We start from the raw sequence: 20100 nt of genomic DNA on the forward strand, positions 1-20100 counted from the left end.
TCGGCGGCCATCAGGGCGATGCTGCTGAGCAGGTCCTCGCTCTCGGCGGCCCGGCGCAGGCGGTGCGCCGCGCTGCCCTCGGCCAGGGCCCGGTCCAGCAGTTCGTGGACGGTCTCCCAGTCGTCGGACGCCTCCAGCGCCGGCCGCAGCCGGGCCGCCATGCCCAGCAGCGCCACCCGCGCGGGGACGGCACGGCGGGTGACGGGATCGACCAGGGGACCTTCGAGGCCGGAGCGGGCGGCCCGCCAGGACGCGGCGCGCAGCCACTCGTGGTGGCCGCCGCAGGACGGGCCCTCCCCGCGCGCCAGTCGGGCGCACGCGTCGCGGACCAGGGCCCGGAACAGCCCGGCGACCAGCACGACCGTCTCCACCCGGGGGCAGGCGTCACAGATCCGCAGCTCCAGCGTCCGCTGGTGCGCGCTGGGCCGTACGTCGTAGTAGACCATCCCGCTGTCGCTGATGACCCCGGAGCGGATCAGCTCCTCCATGGCGGCGTCGTAGGCGTCGGCCCCCGAGTAGCAGCCCGCCGGGCCCGCGGTGGGCCAGCGCTGCCACAGCATGGTCCGCCAGCTCGCGTACCCGGTGTCCGCGCCCAGCCAGAACGGCGAACTGGCGGACAGCGCGAGCAGCGGCGGCAGCCAGGGCGACACCAGGCACATGGCCCGTACGGCGGTGTCCCGGTCGGGCACGTCGACATGCACCTGCGCGCTGCAGATGAGCTGTTCGTCGGCGACCCTTCGGTACTCGTCGACCATGTGCCGGTAGCGTGGCTCCGCGGTGACGTCCCGGGAACTCACCCGGGCCAGCGGCACGGTGCCCGCGGCGACGACCGCGAGGCCCAGCGAGGAGGCGGCCGCGTTCAGCCGCCGCCGCGCCCCGGCCAGATCCGTGTGGAGGCCGTCGAGGGTGCTGTGCACCCCGCTGTTGCTCTCCACGACCGACTGCTGCAGCTCGGTGGTGAACCCGGGTCTGCCGAGCCGGTCGAGCACGGCGCGGGCGCGCGGCACCAGCCGGCCGCTCTCCACGTCCAGCACGTGGAACTCTTCCTCTGCCCCTATGCGCAACGTCACGTCTTCCCCTTGCCGTTTCGGTCACCCGGGCGCCGCGTTCGGGCTTCCGCGGGGAAACCGCGCAGCTCCGGGGACGTCCGAGTTCCCGTTCGGCGAGTGCGCAAGCATCACGCCCGCACCCGACGGCACAGCGTCCCGTCCGGTCGCGGGGTGTGCCCCGCGGCAGGACGTGTGAGGCGCGGGAGAGGGCGGGGGCCGGGAAGTGAGGCCGTGGGGAGGCGGCCCCGGTGTCAGCCGACGGCCTCCTCGTCCGCCGCGGGCGCCGCGGCGGGGGACGGGGCGGGAGCCCCGGCGGGGGCCGCGGGCGACGACTGGGCCGCAGCCTCGCCGCCCTCGACGGCGGTGTAGAAGACGGAGCTGCCCTGCTTGCTGCGCTGGGCCTGGTTGCGGGCGACCAGTCCTTCGAGCGTGGTGCGCACGACCGTGTTCTGGATCTTGCGGTCGGGGTGCTCCTGCCCGAGCGCGGTCGTGACCTCCGCGGCGGAGCGCGGCTCGGTCTGCGCGGACAGGTGCGCGCGCACCAGCTCCACGAGCGTGGGCTGCCCGGCCCGGCTCCCGCCCGCCCCGGCGGCCTTGCCGGCCTTGGCCTTGGCCGTGGTCTTGGCCGTGGTCTTCGCGGCCTTCGGAGTCTTGGCCCCGGCCTTGGGCGCTGAGGAGGCAGTGGTGTCGGCAGCGGCCTTGGTTGCGGTTTCGGCTGCGGTCCTGGCCGCGGTCTTGTCGGCGGTCTTCGCCGCGGTCCTGCCCGTGCCCTTGCCGGTCGCCCTGGTGGCGGCCCTGGCCGCGGGCTTGGCCGTCGCCGTCGACCCGCTCGCGGCCCGCTTCGTGGCCCGGCCGGCCCTCGGCGCGGCGGCGGACTTCCTCGCGGAGCCCTTCCCGCGCGGCGCGGGCACCGAGGCCGGCGCGGACGAGGGAGGCGCGGGTGCCGCGGGCGCGGTGGACGGCGTGGCGATGCCCAGCGCCTGCTGCATGTTGACCAGCAGCGCGTGGTCGCGTTGCAGCGCGGCCAACTGCTCCTGGAGGGCGGTGATCTCGACGCCGATACGTTCCTGTTCCTTGACGTTGGACTCGAGGTCACCGGTCACCTGGGCGATGTACTGGGAGGTGAGTTCGGTGGAGGGCGTGGTGTTCGTGCCGTCGGACATGGGGCGACCTTTCGTGGGTGCCGTGGTGCACAGATAGTACGGATGAGCGCTGCCCGTTGTTCCGCAGTCAGGAGACGCAGATGACCGTTGACCGGGGCAAGTACCCGGATCTCGTCACTCCTTGGGAGGACGAGACATGGCGCAGCGATGCCCTGACATGGCTCGAGGCCGCACTCGCCGGGCACGGCCTGCGCCCGGCCGGGGCGCATGCGGTGCGGCTGCGGCCGTGGTCCGTACTGGTCAGGGTGTCCGTCGAGGGTGGCAACACCGTGTGGTTCAAGGCCAATCCACCCGCGAGCGCCTTCGAGGGCCCGCTGACCGCCGCCCTCGCGCAGTGGGTTCCGGCGAGCGTACTGCGGCCCCTCGCCGTCGACGCCGGACGCGGCTGGTCGCTGCTGCCCGACGGAGGGGACGTGTTCCGCGACGTTCTCGACTCCGGGAATGCGGACGTACGTTCCTGGGAGGAGGCGTTGCGCCAGTACGCGGCCCTGCAGTACGCCGTCGCACCGCACGTGCGGGACATGGAACTGCTGGGTGTGCCGAGCGCCCGTACCGGTGACCTGCCCGCCCTCTTCGACCAACTCCTCACCCGCTGCCGGGACTTCGCGCCGGACGAGCGGCGCCGGCTGGAAGGGCTGCGGCCGCGTCTCGCGCGCTGGTGCGCCGCACTCGCGGACGCCGGTGTCCCGGACTCCCTCGACCACGCGGACCTCCACGAGGGTCAGTTGTTCCACTCGGGCCCGGGCCGCTTCACCTTCTTCGACTGGGGGGACGCGGCCGTCTCGCATCCCTTCTGCAGTCTCGTCGTCCCGGCCCGGCGCGCGGTGGACCGATTCGGCCCGGAGGCGCTGCCCCGGTTGCGCGACGCGTATCTGGAGCCGTGGACGGGCGGCGGCCGCACGGCGGCCGAACTGAGGCGAGCTGCCGGCCTGGCCTGGCGCCTTGCCGCACTCAGCCGGGCGACCGCGTGGGGCCGGGTCTTTCCCCCCTCCGCGTCGGGCACCGCGGGAGTGGGTCCGGCGGAGACCGCGCGCATGCTGCTGGAGCTTCTCACCGAGCCGCCGTCGTGAACGCCTGCCGTGCGGTCCGGCGGCTGCTGTTGTCCACAAGGCCTTGGAAATTCTGTCCAATGCCTTAGACTGATCGTACAGATCGATCGACTGGGGGGAGGGTGAAGTGGCGAGGAGTGAAGCCGATGTGGTGCTGGGGGCGCTGACACCGGTCGTCGACGGGATCGCCGCGACGCTGGGGTCGCTGTGCGAAGTGGTCCTGCACGACTTCCGCCGTCCGGAGAACTCCGTAGTGGCCCTCGCGGGGACGGTCACCGGGCGCAGCGTCGGCGGGTCGATGAGCGAGATCGGCATGGGCCTGCTCGCCCGGGGCGACGAGGCGGCGGACGAGCTGAACTACACCACCCGCACCCGGGACGGCACGCTCGTGAAGTCCTCGACCATGCTGCTGCGCGACTCCACGGGCTCGGTCTTCGGCGCCCTGTGCGTCAACCTCGACATCACCGCCGTGGACCAGGCGCACGCGCTGCTCGGTGAACTCGCCGGCGCCACCGGCACCACGGCGGTGCCCACGACCACCTTCGGCGACGACATCGGCTCGGTGGTCGACGCGATCGTCGACACCCACCAGCTGCGCTCGCACAAACAGTGGTCCCAACTCACCCGGCCCGAACGCCTGGAGCTGTTCCGCAGCCTCGACGAGCGCGGGGTGTTCGCGGTCCGCGGCTCCGCCCAGCAGATCGCACGGCGGCTCGGCATCTCCCGGGCCTCCGCCTACAACTACCTGGCCGGCGCGCGTACGGCGAGCGCCACACCGCCACAGGCCACCGGCACCGCACCCGACACCACCGACCAGGATGGAGCACCGGCATGACAGACACCCCGCCCGTCACCCTGGAGGACGTCCGCGACGCCGCGGAACGCATCAAGGGCGCCGCCCACCGCACGCCCGTGCTGCGCTCACGCACCCTGGACGCCCTGGTCGGGGCGGAGGTCTTCGTCAAATGCGAGAACTTCCAGCGCATAGGTGCCTTCAAGTTCCGCGGCGCGTACAACGCCGCGTCGCGGCTCTCCCCCGAGCAGCTCGCCAAGGGCATCGCCGCCTACTCCTCCGGCAACCACGCCCAGGCCGTGGCGCTCGCCGCCCGGGAGCTCGGCACCAGCGCGGTCATCCTCATGCCGGAGGACACCCCGCGCTCCAAGCGCGAGGCGACGGCGGGGTACGGAGCGGAGGTCGTCACCTACGACCGCTACACCGGCGACCGCGTCGCCATCGGTGAGGCGCTCGCCGCCGAACGCGGCCTCGCGCTGATACCGCCCTATGAGCATCCGCACGTGATCGCCGGGCAGGGCACGGCCGCGCTCGAACTGATCGAGGAGGCCGGCGACCTCGACGCCCTGGTCGTCCCGGTCGGGGGTGGCGGCCTGATCGCGGGCAGCGCCACCGCCGGCAAGGGCCTGCTGCCGGGGCTCCGGGTGGTCGGCGTCGAGCCCGAGCAGGGCGACGACACCAAGCGGTCCCTGGAGGCCGGGCGGCGCGTCGCCGTGCCCGTGCCGCGCACCATCGCGGACGGCCAGGCCGCCGACATACCGGGAGAGCTCACGTTCTCGGTGAACCGGCGCCTGGTCGACGGCATCGCCCTGGTGGACGACGACCAGATCCGCGAGGCGATGCGTTTCGCCTTCGAGCGCCTGAAGATCGTGATCGAGCCCAGCGGCGCGAGTGCCCTGGCCGCGCTCCTGGCCCACCGCGTGGACCGGGTGCCGCCGAGGGTCGGTGTCATCCTGTCCGGCGGCAACATCGACACCGAGCGGTTCACGGACATCCTGCGGGGCTGACCGGGCCGGGCCGGCCGGCGCGGATCAGCTCCACAACGGCAGTGTCACCACGCGGTCGTAGCCGGCCGGGCGGGCGCCGGTGAAGGTCAGGGTGAGTTGCGTGAACTGCCGCACCTGGGGGCGCTTCTTCCACGGCTCCGGGTGCGCGAGCCGCACGACGACCGGATAGGAGTGGAACTTTCCGGCCGCACAGTAGGGCTTGCAGTCGTTGACGAGGTTCACGCCCCTGGCCACGGCCGTCCGGCCGTCCCAGCGCTGCCAGTGCAGCGAGGCCAGGCGGCTGTTGCCGTCGCCGCAGGCGAGGATGAACGCGTCGGGCCGCGCGTGCGGCTGGAACGCGCAGTCGACGAGCACCGGCTGCCGGGGCTGTGGCTGTGCGTCGGCCCCGTGCGCGGCCGACGGTGAGGTCGCCGGCGCCGCGGAGGCCGTTCCCAGACCCGCGGTGAGCAGTGCTGCGGCACAGAGCGTGACCGCCGTCCTCACGGTGTGTTTGCGCATGTCCGCTCCCGGTCGACGACGCCTGCACTTCGTATCGACGTATCGACGCTACGACCGTGCCGGGCGATGCACCACTCGAACGGAGCAGGGCGCACTCAGCCGAGGCCGCGCCGGGGGGCGTCGGCCGGGCGGGGGAACACGGCGGAGGCCGCGCGCGGAGGCTCGTCGCCGTCCGTTGCGAGCTGGCAGGTGTCGCACAGCTCGTGGTCGCCGTCTCGGGTGATGACGGTGCCCCAGCCCAGGCAGTGCTCGCAGTCGCGGGCAAGGCCCATGTCGGGGTGGGGAGGCGGGGTGGGGCTCGGGTGGGCTCCGTACGCCATGCGGGGGCGGCTCCTCGAAGTCGCAGTAGGGATGCATCTAATTTTGTCTGATTTTTCTAAGATGTCCAGAAGTTCCTCGACGTGGCGGTAGCCACACGCAGCGCGAGCACGCCGGGAGCCGCGCCGCCAGGGCCTTTCCTCCGGATCAGGCCGCTCCGAGTCGCTCGCCTCCCGGCCGGCCCGAGCCCCGCTACCGGCGGCAAGATCCGGAAGGGAGGCCCTAAGGGCGGATCCCGTCCACGGCCACCTGGAGATGGCGCGGTCCGCGCAGCACCGCGTTCCGCCGGTACGGCGGCGGGTCCTCGACCAGCCGGGGGTTCTCCAGCCGCCGGGCCAGCTCGGCGAGCGCGAGCTGCGCCTCCAGCCGGGCCAGCGGGGCGCCGAAGCAGCTGTGGATGCCGCTGCCGAAGCCGAGGTGCTGGATGTCCTCGCGGTCCGGGTCGAACCGGTCGGGGTCCTTGAAGCGCTCCGGGTCCCGGTTGCCCGCGCCCAGCACGAGCCAGATGCGCGAGCCCTTCGGGATCGTCACGCCCCGCAGCTCGATGTCCGCGATGCAGGTGCGCTGCGGCACCAGCTGCACCGGCGGCTCGTAACGCAGCAGTTCCTCCACGATGCCGACGCTCAGACCGGGGTCCTCGCGCAGCCGCTGGAGCACCTCCGGGTGGCGCAGCAGGGTGAGCATGCCGTTGGTGATGAGGTTGACCGTCGTCTCGTGGCCGGCGATCAGCAGCAGCACCGCCGTGCTGAGCACCTCCATCATGGACATGGTGCCGTCGGCTCCGTGACTGGACGCCAGGTCGGACAGCATGTCGTCGCGGGGCTCCTTGGTGCGCTGCTCGACCAGCCCGGCCAGGTACATGCCCAGCTGCATGCGCGCCTCCTGCGCGGCCCGCTGGAACTCCGCGTCGGCGTTCTTGCGCGTGTCCGGGTCGAGCGCGGCCACCAGCGGGTCGACCCAGCCGCGGAACCGCGGCTCGTCCTCGCGCGGCACCCCGAGCAGCCGGCAGATCACGGTCACCGGGAACGGATAGGCGAACTGGTCGACGATGTCGATCTGCTGGGTCCCGCCGAGGCCGTCGATGAGTTCGGAGACGATCTGGGCGAGTTCCTCGCGCATGGAGTCGATCCGGTGCGGCCGGTGCGGGGGCCCGAAGGAGCTGTTGGCGATCCGCCGCAGCCGGTCGTGCTCGGGCGGGTCGAGCCGGATGAAGCTCGGCGGCAGCCCCGTGGCCTCCGGGCCCGAGAGCTCGTCGTCGCCCGCGGCGGTCAGGTTGGCGGAGTCGGAGCTGACCCGGGGGTCGTGGAGCAGGCCCAGGATGTCGTAGTACGAGCTGACGACGTACGGCCCGCCCTCCTCCTCGTGGAGCACCGGCGTCCTGCGGAGCTCCGCGTACAGCGGATACGGGTCGGCGCGGTTGGCGTAGTCGGTGATCCGGCTCAGCAGCGAGGGTTGGGTCATGAGTGGTCCTTGGGGCGTGTGGCGTGGAGGTCCGGGGCGGGGGCGGCCGGTCAGTGCCGGCCCGGGGTGAACACCAGGCGCCGGTCGGCGGGGGAGTAGCCGCTGAGGATCACGGTGGGGCCGTGCGTCGGCAGCGACGGGTCGGGGAAGTCGGCCGGGACCGGCTTGCGTCCCTCGGGCCTGCGGTCCACCGTCGGGTACTCGACCGGGAACGGCGCGCCGAGCTCGATCTGCCGCTGGTAGAACTCCAGCCACCGCGTGTTGTCGAAACTGACCGCGGCGATCACGCGGCCCTGGTGGCCGTACACGCCGACGAACCTGCGCTCGGCGAGCGAGCCCTGGGTGATCATGATCTCGTCGCCCATGGAGGGCACCCCGACCGACTTGATGTTCACCCCGAACTGCGAGGACCAGAAGGCGGGAACCCACAGGTGCGGCCGCCGGTCCGCGCCCGCGCTGATCATGTTGTGCGCCGCCACCTCGGCCTGCGCCACGGCATTGCCCCAGTGCTCAAGGGAGAGGAACTGGTAGCCGAACAGAGCGTGCGGGGAGCGCGCCACGTCCCCGGCGACGTAGACGTCGTCCGTGACGATCCCGCGGAAGTCGAAGGCGCGGCAGCCGGCGTCGCAGGCGATGCCGCGCGGCCCCGCGCCCAGCCCCGAGCCCTCCAGCCAGTCGGTGTTGCGGGTCGCGCCCAGCGAGACGATCACGACGTCCGTCTCGACCACGCCGCCGTCGGACAGATGGGCGGCCCGCACCCGGCCCGACGAGTCCCCCTCCAGCCCGGTGACCATCACGCCCGTGCGCAGGTCCACCCCGTTCTCACGGTGCATGTCGGCCGCCACCGCGCCCACCACCCCGCCGAGCGCGCCCACGAGCGGCGCGTCCGCGCGCTCCGCCACGGTGACCGCGATGCCCCGCTCCCGGCAGGCCGAGGCGATCTCCGACCCGGTGAACCCCGCGCCGATGACGAACACCCGGCGCGGCGAGGCGTTGAGCCGCCGGTGCAGGCGTACCCCGTCGTCCCGGGTGCGCAGCACGAAAACCCCGTCGAGCTGGGCCTCGTCCTCCTTCGGCCACGGCCGGGCGCGCACCCCGGTCGCGATCAGCAGCCGGTCGTAGGGCACCTCGTCGCCGTCGGCGAGCCGCACCCGCTTGGCCGCGAGGTCGAGCCCGGTCGCGGCCACGCCCAGGCGCCAGGTCGCGTCGATCTCCCGGCGCCGGGGCAGCTCCGTGCGCTCCGGGGACGCCTTGCCGAGCAGCACCGCCTTGGACAGCGGCGGACGGTCGTACGGCTCGTAGGGCTCGTCGCCGATCAGGGTGAGGGAGCCGGTGAAGCCCTCGGCGCGCAGCGTCTCGGCGGCCCTCAGACCCGCGAGCGAGGCGCCCACGATCACGATGCGGCCCTCCCGCCTGAGCCACTCGTGGAACTCCTCAGCGGGCATCGGACGCCTCCTGCCCGGCCCCCGCGGGCGCATCCCGCAGGCCGTCCGCCGTGATCGCGCGCACCGGGCAGGCCGCGACGGCACGCGTCACCCGCTCCCGGTGCTCCTTCTCCGGCCGCGGGTCGTAGACGAGCGACTCCTCGCCGTGCATCGTGAACACGTCCGGCGCGAGGAACGCGCACTGCGCGTATCCCTGGCACTTGTTGAGATCGACGACAAGCCTCATCGGCGTCCCGCCCTTTCCGGCGGTCAGGTCCTCGGCGGCGACCCGCTCGGCGGGCCGCCTCGGACGGCGGTCATCTGCCCCACGCCAGGATCGTCAGTGCGGGCGGCCCCCCGCTCGCCGGAGCCCTCCGATGGAGTGACACGCGGCCGCGTGGAGCGACCCGCGGCCGCGCCCGCCGCGCGGGTCAGGACGCCGCCGCCGTGCCCGCCCGGCGACCGCTCACCACGAGGATGTACGCGCTGAGGACCAGCGACCACCCCGGGAAGACCAGCTCCGCCCAGGGCACGTTCGACGCCACGAACAGCAGCGTGAGCGCGCACAGGAAGCCGAACAGGGTCAGCCACCGCGGCAGGACCCCCAGCCGGTGCCCGATCACCGACAGGGAGCAGACGAAGACCGCCGCCATCCGCATGCCGTACCCGATCATCAGCATGTACGCGAAGTGCCGGCCGAAGTCCCAGGTCTCCTGGGGCGGGGCGGCGCCGGCCGGACGGGTGGTGGCCAGCACCGCCGCGGCCGCCGCGGCCGCGCCGAACATCGAGGCCACGAACACCAGCCCGCTGCCCAGCAGCACGGTCGCCAGGAACTTGTCCTCCGCCGCCCCCACATGGGCGCGCACCACACCGATGAACCACAGGAAGAAGATCCCGGCGAAGGGCACCAGCGCGAGCGCCGCCAGCACCGCGCTGCGCCGCGCGGAGTCGGTGAAGCCCTCGGAGGTGACCCCGCCCGCGCCCTGCGGGATGCCGAGCCGGATCAGGACGATCGTCGCCGCGAGCAGCAGCGCGAACAGGACCCCCGCGAGCCCGGCCGCCCGCGGGGTCTCCAGCGCCCGCTGCGCCGGCCCGCTCCTCACGTCCGCCATCGAGCGGCCGCCTTCCTGGAACGGTTACTTACGGTAACCAATGACGGTCATCATGCCGGACTCCGAGTGGTACTGGTTGTGGCAGTGCAGCATCCACAGGCCCGGATTGTCGGCGTAGAAGTCCACCACCAGCTTGCGGTGCGGCAGCACGATGGCCGTGTCCTTGCGGGTTCCGACGTCGTTGATGCCGGTCAGCGCGAACGTGTGCCCGTGCAGGTGCAGGGGGTGCCACATGTCGGTGGCGTTGATGAGGGTGAGCCGGACCCTCTCGTCCTGGCGGACCGGGTGGCGGTGCGCGGGGGAGTAGGGCTGGTGGTCGAACATCCAGTCGTAGTTCTTCATGCTCCCGGTCAGCCGGATCCGGATCTCCCGGTCGGGGTCGCGGTCGGAGTAGGCCACCGACTCGGCCGGCACCATGCGCCGCGCGGGCACGACCCGCCCGTCGAGCTCGTCGGGGTGGACCGACGGCGAGGGCAGGCCTCTGCCCTTGTCGGTGCGCAGCACCGCGAGCGCCCGGGCGTTCTTCCCCTCGGCCAGCGCGACCAGCGGGAACGTCCCGTCCTTGGCGGTGACGATGACGTCGTAGCGCTCGGCCATGCCGATCAGCAGCGCGTCCGTGCGCTTGTGCTCGACCGGATAGCCGTCCGTGTGCGTCACCGTCATCTCATGTCCGCCCAGCGCCACCCGGAAGGCGGTGTCGGCGCCGGCGTTGATGAAGCGGATCCGGACACGGTCACCTGGGCGGGCCCGGAACACCTGGGCGGCCCTGGGCAGGCGGCCGTTGACGAGGTAGTACGGGTACGCCACATTGCCGCCCATGCCGTCCAGCATGCGGCTGTGGGAGCCGTGCAGGACGCGGGAGGGGCCGCTCCCCTTCTGGCCCGGCGCCCCCTCCCGGCCCTCGCCGGCGTCATGGCCGCCGGACTTCCCGTGCCCGTGCTTGCCGCCGCCCTCCCGCTCCTCGTGCCCGGACCTGCCGTGCCCGGACGTCTTGCCCATGTCCATGCCCATCGGGGCCTTGCCGTGGTGCAGTTGGCCGAGCACGCCGTCCGGGGTGGAGCCGTCCACCCCGTCCACCCAGTCGTCCAGGACGACCACCCACTCCTTGTCGTACGACAGGCGCTCCTTGGGGTCGTCCACGATCAGCGGCGCGTACAGACCGCGGTCGAGCTGCAGGCCCGAGTGCGAGTGCAGCAGGTAGGTGCCCGGGTGGGACACCGCGAAGCGGTAGGTGAAGTCCTCGCCGGGCTTGATGCCCTCCTGGGTCAGGTCCGGCACGCCGTCCATGTCGCAGCGCAGGCGCACACCGTGCGAGTGCAGGGTCGTCGCCACCGGCAGCCGGTTGGCGAGCGTGAGGTCGAGGATGTCGCCCGTGGTCACCCGGACGGCGCTGCCCGGCGCATGGCCGTCGTACGCCCACGACCTGATGGTCCGTCCGCCCAGGTCGAGCGAGGTCTCGGCGGCGGTGAACCGGTACTTGCGCACCGGCCCCGACCCGCGTGCGCGCTCGGCGGCCAGCACCTCGGGGTCGGACGGGTTCACATACCCCTTGGGCCCTTCGGGGACGAAGCGGCGGTGACCGAAGTCGCCGGAGCCCGGCGCGGACCCCGAGCCCCGGGACGCCCCGGCGTGCGGCCCGGAGCCTGCGGGGGAGCCGGACCCGGAGCAGGCGCCGAGGAGTCCCGAGCCGGCCGCCATGATCGAGGCACTGAGCAAGGTTCGCCGCGTATGTGTATGCATGACTGAATAACACACGTTTTCCGACCATATGTGGAGAACCGGAGCGGCGCGTCCGGTGATCCGGGCGACCAATTTTCCCGGCCCCCGGCACACCGGCCCCGCCCTCCCGCACGCCCGGACGCCTGACGGCCTGCCAAAAGACATGAGGTTGCTGTGAATTCCCGGGGCCTTTGAACATCCGTGAGCCCCGTTCCGTATGGGACCGGGGGATTGCCATGCCCGGCCGGACCGACCAGACCGTCTAGGAGTAGTTCCGTGAGACGCAACACGCGCAGACGACCCACAGGCCCGCGGCGCGCCACGTTCGCCGCGGTCGCGCTGATGCTGGGGGGTGGCGGGCTGATGGTGGCCAACGTCTACGCCTCGGCCACCGAAGGCACCTGGAACGGGCAGGCGGTGGAGAAGTCGGCTCCGGGCTCGGGCGCGGCCGGGACGATCGACTGCCCCGACGTCGGTACGCGGCTCACGTCCGTGCCGGAGGAGGCCAAGTCGACCGTGGACGAGCAACTCGCCGTCCTCGACCAGCAGATCGCCAAGGCCTACCAGCAGTTGCAGAACTCGGCCCAGGGCGGGCAGTCCGGCGGTGACGGCTCCGTCGAGGACACGATCATGAAGCCGCTGAAGGAGCAGCGGGCGGCGACGATCGGGCGCATCGCGGACGCCATAGATCGCGCCGGGCACCGCCCCGAGGGGCTCGACGCACTCGCCGAGTGCAGCCTGCGCCCGGCGCAGGACCAGGGTCAGGACGGCCAGAACGGCCAGGGGCAGAACCAGAACGGGCAGGACCAGGGGAGCCAGGGCGGCGGGCAGGACCAGACCGGCCAGGGTCAGAACGGCCAGGGTCAGAACGGCCAGGGCCAGGGCCAGAACCAGCAGGGCGGCGGACAGCAGCAGGGCAACGGCGGCCAGGCGGGCAACGGCCCCGTGGCCGCGGACTACGTGGACATCACCACCGTCCAGCCGAACGCCGGCACGCCCCAGCCGCAGGCGGACGCCTCGCGCGGCAGCTTCACCTCCAGCTGCGGGGTCAACGCCAACGGGCTGCGCAACTCCGACAACGTCATCGTCGCGCCCGGCGTCACCAACGGCGCCCACCACTTCCACGACTACGTCGGCAACCAGTCCAACACCGCCTTCGCGAGCGACGACGACCTGGCGGCCGGCGACACCAGCTGCGCGGACAAGGGCGACAAGTCGACGTACTACTGGCCCGTGATCCGGCTGCAGGACGGTAGCCGGGAGCGGGACGCCGACTCGCCGGGCGGCGGCACCGAGGGCAACGCGGGCCGCATCGTCACGCCCAAGCAGGTGACCATCACCTTCGAGGGCAGCCCCCAGGGCAAGGTCACCGCCATGCCGCGCTTCCTGCGGATCATCACCGGTGACGCCAAGGCGTTCGTCAACGGCCCCGCCAACGCCAACGCCTCCTGGAGCTGCACCGGCTTCGAGGACCGGCAGCTGAAGGACAAGTACCCGCTGTGCCCGAAGGGCAGTGACGTGGTGCGCACCTTCCGCTTCCAGAGCTGCTGGGACGGCCGGAACATCGACAGTGCCAACCATCGCACCCACGTGGCGTTCGCCGACGCGCAGGGCGCGTGCCCGGCCGGCTTCGAGGCGATCCCGCAGCTGGTGCAGCGCATCGTCTACGACGTCGCCGCGCCGAGCCTGAACGACGGAGGCCGGACGACCCCGCTGTTCGCGGTCGACTCCTTCCCCGAGCAGCTGCACAAGCCGGTCACGGACCACGGTGACTTCATCAACGTCTTCGACGACGGCCTGATGCGCCAGGTGGTGGACTGCATCAACAGCGGCCGCACCTGCGGCGCGGGCGGCGACCAGGGTGGCTCCGGTGGCGGTCAGGGCGCCAACGGCGGCTCGGGTGGCGACCAGGGCGGCAACGGTGGCGACCAGGGTGCCAACGGCGGCCAGGGCGGCAACGGTGGCCAGGGCGGCTCCGGTGGCGACCAGGGCGGCAACGGCAACCAGGGCGGTGGCTCCGGCGACCAGGGAGGCTCCGGCGGGCAGCAGCCCCCGCAGCAGACGGAGGAGCCGACCGCGGGCACGACCGACGCCCCGGCCACCCAGCCGCCCGCGAACGGCGGCGACGCCACAGCTCCGACCGTCGAGCCGAAGTCAGCCGGCTCCCACTCCTCCCACAAGGGCTCCAAGGCGAGCGCGACCCCGACCGCCACGGCCGCGGCGGTCGGCGGCGAGGTCGGCACGCCCACGCAGACGCCGGCGCCCGCCGGGAACGGTCAGTCCGCCGGCTCGCAGACCGAGCCGCAGACCGCGGGAGGCAGCCTCGCCGAGACCGGCGCCCAGTTGTGGCCGGCGGCCGCGGGCGCGGTGCTCGTGATCGCGGGCTTCCTGCTGCTGCGCAGGATCCGGCGCGGCGCGATGTGATCAAGGGCCGCCCTTGAGGGACGGCACGGACGGCGGCAGGACGAGAAAGCGGCGGCGGAACCGGCACTGATGGCCGGTTCCGCCGCCGCTTTCCCGTCACTTGGGGTGGGCAAGCCCCCTTCGCGCGTTGTTGTAGACGCGCAGCAGGTGCTTGGCCACCGGGCACGGAACGGTGTCCGCGTAACACTGACGGCACGTCTGCATGTGGTGCTGGTAGTCGGTCTGCGCCTGGCGCAGGGCATCGTCCTGGGACGACATGGGGACCTCGCACGGGGGTGATGGGAACCACGAGGAGCCGCCCCACATGGTTGTGGGGGGCATCCAATGCCAGAGTTGATCATGTTACTGGCGGTAGTGGAAAGTCCCGTTCCGACCACACAGGGCGACAGCCCGGCGCGGCCGGGGACGACCGGCCGGACGCCGAACCGCCTCATGTCTCCCGGCGTTTCGGCCGGTCGGCGTAGGCCCACCAGCGGCCCTCGTGCCGGTTCACCGCGATGGGCCGGCCGAAGCACCCGGTCAGCCAGTGGCCGGTCAGCACCTCCTCGACCGGACCGTGCGTCAGCGTCCTGCCCTCCCGCAGCAGCAGGGCGTGACCCACCGCCGGGGACAGCTCCTCGAGATGGTGGGTGACCGTCACGGTGGCCAGCCGCGGGCGCCCCTCGGCGAGCCGGTGCAGGGCGTCGACGAGATCCTCGCGGGAGGGCAGGTCCAGCGCGTTGAACGGCTCGTCCAGGAGCAGCAGGGCGGGCTCGGCCATCAGCGCCCTGGCGATGAGGATCCGCGCCCGCTGACCGCCCGAGCAGACGCCGTACGGCCGGTCCGCCAGCTCCTTGATCTCCAGCTCCGCCAGCAGCGCCTCGGCCCGCCCGCGCACCTCGTCGTCGTAGGACCGCCACAGCGGCTGCACGGTGCCCGTGTGGCCGGTGAGCACGACCGTGCGGCAGTCGAGGTCCTGCGGCACCCGCTGTGCGGTGGTGACGTGTCCGATACGGGTGCGCAGTTCCCGTACGTCGACCCGGCCGAGCCGGCTGCCCAGCACCTCGACGGTGCCGGTGGTCGGATGCATGAGGGCGCCGAGCAGCCGCAGCAGCGTCGTCTTGCCCGCGCCGTTGGCGCCGAGCAGCGCCCAGTGCTCGCCCGCACGGACCGTCCAGTCGATGCCGTCGAGGACGACCTGCCCGGTCGTGCAGCGCCGGACGCCGACCTCCCGCAGCGCCACGACGGTCGTGTCCGCCCTCTCCTCGGTCATCGTCGGGCTCCCCTCGCCGCGTGTCCCCGTTGCCTCAGCGGTGGCGGAGCCGACGTTAGATGCATCCGGCACGCGTTCGCCTGGCCGTCCGGTCCGCGGACAGGAGGGCCGGGTCAGACCCCGCCCGGGGGCGGGCCGGTTCAGGCTCGCGCGGAAGGGCGGAAGCAGGCGGTGACGGTCTTGCCGCGCGGGCAGGGGCGGGCCTCCCACGCGTCGGCCAGGGCGTCCACGAGGAGCATGCCCCGGCCGCCGACGCGTTCGGCGCTCGGCTCCCGGGGCGCGGGGACCTCGGGCGAGGAGTCGTGCACGGAGATGTGGAGGCAGCGGTTGTCCCAGGTCATCACCAGCTGCGCGGTGCTGTGCGCGTGGGTGTGGGCGTTGGTGACCAGTTCGGAGACGGTCAGCAGCACGGCGTCCACCGTCTGCGGGGCGTCGGCGGTCCAGCCCAGTGTCCTCAGGTGCTCGCGCGCCCAGTCGCGTGCCGCCTTCACCTCGGTGTTCAACGGCAGTGAGCGTGCCCAGCCCACCGCCCTCAGCGATGTCTCGTCCACCGTGCGCCCCTTCTGGTCCCGTTTCTCCCGATGTCCGGGATGGCGGATACCCCCGAGCGGGGTGGTGACGCGTCCCGGGGGAAGACGGTGCCGGTGTGACGCAGCTGACATGGAGTCGGGGGGCGTGCATGGCGTGAACGGGGGTAGGGGCAGCCTGTGAACGAGGTGGTGAAGACGGTTGCGACGGACGGTGTCCTTCTCGGCGGTGCCGGAAGTTCCTTGGACGCCGAGGTGATGCGGGCGGCGGCGGCCCTTGACGGGGACGGCACCTGCATAGCCGAGGCCCGCCGTCTCGCGGCTGCCTTTCTGACGCGGGTGCGGGCCGAGGGCGGGCTGCCCGTCTCGGACCGGGCGACGGACCTGACCCAGCTGGTGGTCAGCGAACTGGTCACCAACGCCCGCAAGTACGCCTCGGGTCCCATCCTCATGGACTTGCGCGTCGTCGGCGACGCGGTCGAGGTCGCGGTCTGGGACAGCGACCCGGTGCTGCCGGTGGCGCGGGCCGCCGATCCCGGCCGGGTGGGCCAGCACGGACTGGAGATCGTGATGGCCGTGGTGCAGGGGTTCGAGGTGCGCAGGGAGCCGGTGGGCAAGCGGGTCATCGCCCGTGTAGCCCTGCTCGACACCGCGGACGGCGGGATGCCGCGACAGGAGCGGTGACGTTCCGGGGCGGACCGCCTCACGGCCGTCGGCGGACCACCTCACGGCCGTGTGTCAGGCGCCGAGTTCCGCCTTGTCGCCCATGATCACCACCGGGTGCTGCCGGGGGTCCAGGTTCCGCAGCAGATAACGCATCGCCGTCTCCGACATGCTCACGCAGGCCGAGGTGCCGCTGCCGTGGTCCATGTGCAGCCAGATGCCGCCGCCCTTGGACTGGCCCCGGGGCCGCGTGGGGTCGTTGGGCGCGGTGCCCTTCACGCGGTTGTAGTCGATCGCGATGACGTAGTCGAAGTCGTGCCAGTACGCCTTGTTCCAGTAGTGCGGCGCCTGGAACGCCGCCGACTTGGTGTACGGCAGCTTCGCCCCCGGGTCGTCGAGCACACCGCCCGCGTCGCTCAGCGTGAACATCCCCACGGGGCTGTGCTGGTCGCCCTCGTGATGGTCGGTGGTCCAGCCCTTGCGGCCGTTGTGCGCCGGCCACGAGCGCGCGCGGTCCCAGGTGGAGCCGTGCTTGGTGAAGAACTCGACGGTCGAGTCCGGGGAGTGGGGCCCGTCCCCGTAGACCGCGACGACCTGTCGGGTGCCGGCCGGCAGGCGCTGCCACAGCCGGTCGCCGATGCCAGGTATCCGCTGCAGATCCGTCGACGGCCGCGGCGCGTCGTCCGTACGGCTGCCGCCGCTCCCGGCGGCGCCCGAGTGGCCCGAATTCCCGCAGGACGTCAGGGACATCACCATCGCGCCGCACGCCGCCGCCATGGCCGCCGCCCGTATCGCACCGCTCTTCCGCATGGCTTCCATGATTGCATCGCGGCCGCGGTGCCCAGGCCCCGTCCCCCGGCGCGCCGTTGTCGCCTTTGTCACCCGAATGGCCGTCCGTGGCTGCGTGGCGCGGGCCGGGCCGGTGTCTCCTGGAGTGAGAGAGGCGTCCATCAAGGGAGCCGATCATGTATGAGATGTGTGCAGGAGTCGAGAAGCACGGCGGAGCCCTGGTGTGGCACGTGATGGCCAAGAACACGGCCGTCACTCTGTGCGGCACACGGCTGGACCGTCAGGTCGACGGGGTGAACGCCCAGCGGGCTGGTCACTGTTCCACCTGCATGGCCCTGTTCGGGAAGCTGATGACGGCACCACCGGTCGTCAGCGCCCCGGCCGCCACGGACCACTGACGGTCCCGGCGGTAGGGCCGGCTCATCAAGAAGGCCTGCGCGTCCGGTCGTCGAGCGTGATCACGACCGCGACGGGCAGGCCTTCGGGCGTGCAGGCGCCGCCCGGCGTGCCGGCGCCGATCCGCCGCCCGCAGTCGCAGCGCCGGGACTCCGACAGGAGTCTCAGCGCCGGTGACCGGAGTCGAAGCGTCCGCGACCGACCGGAGTCTCAGCGGCGGTTCGCGGACGGGAGTCTCAGCGTGGGTCCGCCGCCCGGCCGCGCAGTCCGAGGGCCGCGGTGAGCGCTCCCGCCCGGCACAGCACGGCGGTGGTCAGCGCCGCGGTGTGCAGCCCGCCGGGGAAGGCGTTGCCGCTGCCCTCGACGACGGCTTCCCGCGGCCGTACGGGCATGGCGTCCGAGGCCGGGGGCCGGGGCGACGCCCATGGCGACGGCGTCCCTGGCGCCCTCGAGCCGCCGGGACAGCGGCCGAAGTGAGCGCGGAGCCGAGGGTCGAGCCGACGCGGCCGAAGAAGTTGAGCGCGGTGATCACGGTGCCCACGGTCAGGGCCGGGCTGCGGAACAGCCGCATCGGGGACCACCAGCAGCGTGCCCGCCGCCATCGGCAGCAGGCCCGGGATGTCGAACTTCTCGCCCCGCGCGGCCTCGTTGCGGCTCTGCGGCAGCACCAGCCCACTGAAGACGAGCGCGGCCGGGCCGATCGGGGCGTTGATGCGGAAGGCCGGCTGCCGGTCGACGTGCTCGACGAGCAGTCCGCCAAGACAGGTAGGTCAAAAGAGGTAAGTGCCTCGCGGCCGGGGCCGGTGTGACCACCGGGCCGGGAGGGGGCGCCGTAGGTCAACGGTTTGACCATGTTTTGGCAACGTGGCCCCATTTCGCATTGTGGTGCGGGTCGCTGGGTAACACTGAGCGGCGGAGGGGGGACGAGTGCGGCGGCCCGGTGCCGGCGCGCCATCCCGAAGTGTCGCGCGGGCCTTGGGGAAGGCGGCGCGCGGGGGACCAGCGGAGGGATGCATGACGCAGTCGCTTCCGGGACAACGCCCTGCCCGCCAGGGGGAGTCGGGCGAGAGCAACGGATTACCGGTCGTGGTGGCCGGCGCCGGACCCTACGGGCTCTCGGTGGCCGCGCACCTACGCGCTCAGGGGGTGCCCGTACGGATCTTCGGGGAGGTCCTCGGCAGCTGGCGGCACGCCATGGCGACCGGGATGTTCCTCAAGTCGACGCCGGACGCCACCGACCTGTCCGCGCCGGAGCCGGGCGGCCGGCTGGCGGACTTCCTCCGGGTGCACGGCGAGCCGGAGCTGACCGAGCTGACCCCGATCCCGTGCGACGTGTTCGTCCGCTACGGGCAGTGGTTCCAGAAGCGCTACGTCGGCGAGGTGGAGGCCGCGCGCGTGGTGGCCGTCGACCGGGCGGGGGGAAGCGGCCCCGACTTCACCGTGCGGCTGGACGACGGGCAGGAGTTCGCCGCCCGAGCCGTCGTCGTGGCCACCGGCCTGAACGGGCTCGCCCACATACCCGCGGTGCTGCGTGCCCTGGCCCCGGAGGGTCCGGGCCCCGGCGCCCTGGTGTCCCACACCAGCCACCACACCGACCTGTCCCGCTATGCCGGGCGGCGGGTCGCCGTGGTCGGCGGCGGCCAGTCCGCGCTGGAGAGCGCCGCGCTGCTGCACGAGGCAGGCGCCGAGGCGCTGGTGCTGGTCCGTGAGCGGAAGGTGCTGTGGGGTACCACGCCGGTCCTCAGCAGGCCCTGGGCGCACAGGATCGCCCGGCCCGCCTCGCCGCTCGGCACCGGCTGGATCCTGGCCGCCGTGTGCCGGGCCCCCGGCGGGGTGCGGCGCCTGCCGGCGGCGGCCCGGCTGCTGCTGTTCCGGCGTGCCCTCGGGCCCTCGGGCGGCTGGTGGCTGCGGGACCGGGTGGAGGGCGTGGTGCGGGTCGGCACCTCGCGCCGGGTCGTCGGGGCCGAGGTGACGTGCGGCGGGACCGCCGTCCGGCTGGAGGTGGCCGGACCGCGCGGAACGGTACGGGCCCTGGACGTCGATCACGTCCTGGCCGCCACGGGCTACCGCCTCGACCTCGACGCCGTCCCCTTCCTCTCGCCCTCGGTCCGCCGCGCCCTGAAGTACGTCCCCGGCTCCAAGGCGCCTCACCTGAACGCGTCCCTGGAGTCGTCGGTGCCGGGCCTGTACTTCACCGGGTCGCTGGCGGCCCCGATGTTCGGCCCGATGATGCGCTTCGTGGCGGGCACGGAGTACGCCGCGACCCGCATCACCGAGGACACCGTCCGCCGGAGGGCACCGCGCTGAACAGCGGCGGCCACCACGGGGCGGTGCCCGGGGGAGTCGCGGGTGAGGCCGCGCCCGTGCGCCGGGGCGGCCCGCTCGTTTGGGCCGCCCCGGCCGTTGACGCCGGCCCCGCGACGCCAGGCGGTGTGCGACGTCAAGCCGTGTGCCGC

Annotated in this window: 22 protein-coding genes; 8 read left to right on the forward strand and 14 right to left on the reverse strand. The window is 73.0% G+C overall.

Translation table 11 applies throughout. The annotated features are described in order from the left end of the window. Both IE249_RS23205 and IE249_RS23210 read right to left on the reverse strand, forming a co-directional pair. On the reverse strand, nucleotides 1-1070 hold a 1070-nt coding region (locus tag IE249_RS23205), incomplete at its 3' end, for a carboxylate-amine ligase (RefSeq protein ID WP_189707470.1). A gap of 230 nt (nucleotides 1071-1300) precedes the next feature. Beyond that, the gene (locus IE249_RS23210) at nucleotides 1301-2212 is read right to left on the reverse strand and encodes a hypothetical protein (RefSeq protein ID WP_189707473.1); all 912 of its coding nucleotides are present in this window, start codon (nucleotides 2210-2212) and stop codon (nucleotides 1301-1303) included. Between the two features lie 80 nt (nucleotides 2213-2292). Between IE249_RS23210 and IE249_RS23215 the strand changes: the two genes are divergently transcribed. From IE249_RS23215 to IE249_RS23225, 3 genes are all read left to right on the forward strand, one after another. Then, the gene (locus tag IE249_RS23215) at nucleotides 2293-3282 is read left to right on the forward strand and encodes an aminoglycoside phosphotransferase family protein (protein WP_189707475.1); all 990 of its coding nucleotides are present in this window, start codon (nucleotides 2293-2295) and stop codon (nucleotides 3280-3282) included. Between the two features lie 106 nt (nucleotides 3283-3388). Next, on the forward strand, nucleotides 3389-4096 hold the full coding sequence (locus tag IE249_RS23220; protein WP_189707477.1) for a helix-turn-helix transcriptional regulator: 708 nt from the start codon (nucleotides 3389-3391) through the stop codon (nucleotides 4094-4096). Beyond that, a complete protein-coding gene (locus IE249_RS23225) occupies nucleotides 4093-5061 on the forward strand; it encodes a pyridoxal-phosphate dependent enzyme (protein WP_189707479.1) in 969 nt (322 codons plus the stop codon). Before IE249_RS23220 ends, IE249_RS23225 begins: the two co-directional genes overlap by 4 nt. A 24-nt stretch (nucleotides 5062-5085) precedes the next feature. Here IE249_RS23225 and IE249_RS23230 read toward each other — a convergent pair whose 3' ends face one another. The 7 genes from IE249_RS23230 to IE249_RS23260 all read right to left on the reverse strand — a co-directional run bounded on the left by IE249_RS23230 (nucleotide 5086) and on the right by IE249_RS23260 (nucleotide 11614). Then, nucleotides 5086-5559, reverse strand: coding sequence for a hypothetical protein (locus IE249_RS23230; RefSeq protein ID WP_189707481.1), 474 nt, complete (start codon nucleotides 5557-5559; stop codon nucleotides 5086-5088). Nucleotides 5560-5654: 95 nt separating this feature from the next. Further along, nucleotides 5655-5879 carry a hypothetical protein gene (locus tag IE249_RS23235; RefSeq protein WP_189707652.1) on the reverse strand — a complete coding sequence of 75 codons (225 nt, stop codon included), beginning with the start codon at nucleotides 5877-5879 and terminating at the stop codon, nucleotides 5655-5657. A gap of 220 nt (nucleotides 5880-6099) precedes the next feature. After that, nucleotides 6100-7338, reverse strand: a complete 1239-nt coding sequence (locus IE249_RS23240) for a cytochrome P450 (protein ID WP_189707483.1) — start codon at nucleotides 7336-7338, stop codon at nucleotides 6100-6102. Nucleotides 7339-7388: 50 nt separating this feature from the next. Then, a complete protein-coding gene (locus tag IE249_RS23245) occupies nucleotides 7389-8783 on the reverse strand; it encodes an NAD(P)/FAD-dependent oxidoreductase (RefSeq protein WP_189707485.1) in 1395 nt (464 codons plus the stop codon). Beyond that, nucleotides 8773-9009, reverse strand: coding sequence for a ferredoxin (locus IE249_RS23250; RefSeq protein WP_189707487.1), 237 nt, complete (start codon nucleotides 9007-9009; stop codon nucleotides 8773-8775). Before IE249_RS23250 ends, IE249_RS23245 begins: the two co-directional genes overlap by 11 nt. Nucleotides 9010-9193: 184 nt before the next feature. Then, nucleotides 9194-9874 carry a hypothetical protein gene (locus IE249_RS23255; protein WP_189707489.1) on the reverse strand — a complete coding sequence of 227 codons (681 nt, stop codon included), beginning with the start codon at nucleotides 9872-9874 and terminating at the stop codon, nucleotides 9194-9196. A 24-nt stretch (nucleotides 9875-9898) separates the two neighbouring features. Beyond that, nucleotides 9899-11614, reverse strand: coding sequence for a multicopper oxidase family protein (locus IE249_RS23260; RefSeq protein ID WP_189707491.1), 1716 nt, complete (start codon nucleotides 11612-11614; stop codon nucleotides 9899-9901). A gap of 342 nt (nucleotides 11615-11956) precedes the next feature. On the opposite strand from IE249_RS23260, the gene IE249_RS23265 reads away from it, so the two are divergent. Further along, nucleotides 11957-14017 (forward strand): DUF1996 domain-containing protein, encoded by a 2061-nt coding sequence (locus tag IE249_RS23265; RefSeq protein WP_189707627.1) that lies wholly within the window; start codon nucleotides 11957-11959, stop codon nucleotides 14015-14017. Between the two features lie 96 nt (nucleotides 14018-14113). On the opposite strand, the gene IE249_RS23270 is transcribed toward IE249_RS23265, so the two are convergent. The 3 genes from IE249_RS23270 to IE249_RS23280 all read right to left on the reverse strand — a co-directional run bounded on the left by IE249_RS23270 (nucleotide 14114) and on the right by IE249_RS23280 (nucleotide 15820). Further along, the gene (locus tag IE249_RS23270; protein WP_189707493.1) at nucleotides 14114-14275 is read right to left on the reverse strand and encodes a hypothetical protein; all 162 of its coding nucleotides are present in this window, start codon (nucleotides 14273-14275) and stop codon (nucleotides 14114-14116) included. A gap of 172 nt (nucleotides 14276-14447) precedes the next feature. Beyond that, nucleotides 14448-15269 (reverse strand): ABC transporter ATP-binding protein, encoded by an 822-nt coding sequence (locus tag IE249_RS23275; RefSeq protein ID WP_189707495.1) that lies wholly within the window; start codon nucleotides 15267-15269, stop codon nucleotides 14448-14450. Nucleotides 15270-15409: 140 nt separating this feature from the next. After that, complete coding sequence (locus tag IE249_RS23280) at nucleotides 15410-15820, reverse strand: ATP-binding protein (protein ID WP_189707497.1); 411 nt, start codon at nucleotides 15818-15820, stop codon at nucleotides 15410-15412. Nucleotides 15821-16054: 234 nt separating this feature from the next. Here IE249_RS23280 and IE249_RS23285 point away from each other — a divergent pair, with 234 nt between their 5' ends. After that, on the forward strand, nucleotides 16055-16480 hold the full coding sequence (locus IE249_RS23285) for an ATP-binding protein (RefSeq protein WP_189707630.1): 426 nt from the start codon (nucleotides 16055-16057) through the stop codon (nucleotides 16478-16480). A 54-nt stretch (nucleotides 16481-16534) separates the two neighbouring features. Here IE249_RS23285 and IE249_RS23290 read toward each other — a convergent pair whose 3' ends face one another. Further along, nucleotides 16535-17269 (reverse strand): L,D-transpeptidase family protein, encoded by a 735-nt coding sequence (locus IE249_RS23290; protein WP_189707499.1) that lies wholly within the window; start codon nucleotides 17267-17269, stop codon nucleotides 16535-16537. A gap of 155 nt (nucleotides 17270-17424) precedes the next feature. On the opposite strand from IE249_RS23290, the gene IE249_RS23295 reads away from it, so the two are divergent. After that, nucleotides 17425-17646, forward strand: a complete 222-nt coding sequence (locus IE249_RS23295) for a hypothetical protein (protein ID WP_189707501.1) — start codon at nucleotides 17425-17427, stop codon at nucleotides 17644-17646. Nucleotides 17647-17880: 234 nt separating this feature from the next. Here IE249_RS23295 and IE249_RS23300 read toward each other — a convergent pair whose 3' ends face one another. Next, nucleotides 17881-18036, reverse strand: coding sequence for a hypothetical protein (locus tag IE249_RS23300; RefSeq protein ID WP_189707502.1), 156 nt, complete (start codon nucleotides 18034-18036; stop codon nucleotides 17881-17883). Between the two features lie 81 nt (nucleotides 18037-18117). Between IE249_RS23300 and IE249_RS23305 the strand changes: the two genes are divergently transcribed. Together IE249_RS23305 and IE249_RS23310 are read left to right on the forward strand one after the other, a co-directional pair. Next, on the forward strand, nucleotides 18118-18453 hold the full coding sequence (locus tag IE249_RS23305; protein WP_189707504.1) for a hypothetical protein: 336 nt from the start codon (nucleotides 18118-18120) through the stop codon (nucleotides 18451-18453). Nucleotides 18454-18733: 280 nt separating this feature from the next. Then, nucleotides 18734-19951 (forward strand): FAD-dependent oxidoreductase, encoded by a 1218-nt coding sequence (locus IE249_RS23310; RefSeq protein WP_229859085.1) that lies wholly within the window; start codon nucleotides 18734-18736, stop codon nucleotides 19949-19951. The last annotated feature ends 149 nt before the right edge of the window (nucleotides 19952-20100 follow it).

The organism is Streptomyces anandii JCM 4720, from assembly GCF_014650655.1.
Lineage (GTDB): Bacteria > Actinomycetota > Actinomycetes > Streptomycetales > Streptomycetaceae > Streptomyces > Streptomyces anandii.

Excerpts from the sequence above, each read along its gene's own strand:
- IE249_RS23210 (WP_189707473.1), bottom strand. The coding sequence starts at position 2,212 with ATGTCCGACGGCACGAACACCACGCCCTCCACCGAACTCACCTCCCAG.
- IE249_RS23215 (WP_189707475.1), top strand. The coding sequence starts at position 2,293 with ATGACCGTTGACCGGGGCAAGTACCCGGATCTCGTCACTCCTTGGGAG.
- IE249_RS23225 (WP_189707479.1), top strand. The coding sequence starts at position 4,093 with ATGACAGACACCCCGCCCGTCACCCTGGAGGACGTCCGCGACGCCGCG.
- IE249_RS23230 (WP_189707481.1), bottom strand. The coding sequence starts at position 5,559 with ATGCGCAAACACACCGTGAGGACGGCGGTCACGCTCTGTGCCGCAGCA.
- IE249_RS23235 (WP_189707652.1), bottom strand. The coding sequence starts at position 5,879 with ATGGCGTACGGAGCCCACCCGAGCCCCACCCCGCCTCCCCACCCCGAC.
- IE249_RS23240 (WP_189707483.1), bottom strand. The coding sequence starts at position 7,338 with ATGACCCAACCCTCGCTGCTGAGCCGGATCACCGACTACGCCAACCGC.
- IE249_RS23245 (WP_189707485.1), bottom strand. The coding sequence starts at position 8,783 with ATGCCCGCTGAGGAGTTCCACGAGTGGCTCAGGCGGGAGGGCCGCATC.
- IE249_RS23250 (WP_189707487.1), bottom strand. The coding sequence starts at position 9,009 with ATGAGGCTTGTCGTCGATCTCAACAAGTGCCAGGGATACGCGCAGTGC.
- IE249_RS23255 (WP_189707489.1), bottom strand. The coding sequence starts at position 9,874 with ATGGCGGACGTGAGGAGCGGGCCGGCGCAGCGGGCGCTGGAGACCCCG.
- IE249_RS23260 (WP_189707491.1), bottom strand. The coding sequence starts at position 11,614 with ATGCATACACATACGCGGCGAACCTTGCTCAGTGCCTCGATCATGGCG.
- IE249_RS23265 (WP_189707627.1), top strand. The coding sequence starts at position 11,957 with ATGGTGGCCAACGTCTACGCCTCGGCCACCGAAGGCACCTGGAACGGG.
- IE249_RS23270 (WP_189707493.1), bottom strand. The coding sequence starts at position 14,275 with ATGTCGTCCCAGGACGATGCCCTGCGCCAGGCGCAGACCGACTACCAG.
- IE249_RS23275 (WP_189707495.1), bottom strand. The coding sequence starts at position 15,269 with ATGACCGAGGAGAGGGCGGACACGACCGTCGTGGCGCTGCGGGAGGTC.
- IE249_RS23285 (WP_189707630.1), top strand. The coding sequence starts at position 16,055 with ATGCGGGCGGCGGCGGCCCTTGACGGGGACGGCACCTGCATAGCCGAG.
- IE249_RS23290 (WP_189707499.1), bottom strand. The coding sequence starts at position 17,269 with ATGCGGAAGAGCGGTGCGATACGGGCGGCGGCCATGGCGGCGGCGTGC.
- IE249_RS23295 (WP_189707501.1), top strand. The coding sequence starts at position 17,425 with ATGTATGAGATGTGTGCAGGAGTCGAGAAGCACGGCGGAGCCCTGGTG.
- IE249_RS23300 (WP_189707502.1), bottom strand. The coding sequence starts at position 18,036 with ATGCCCGTACGGCCGCGGGAAGCCGTCGTCGAGGGCAGCGGCAACGCC.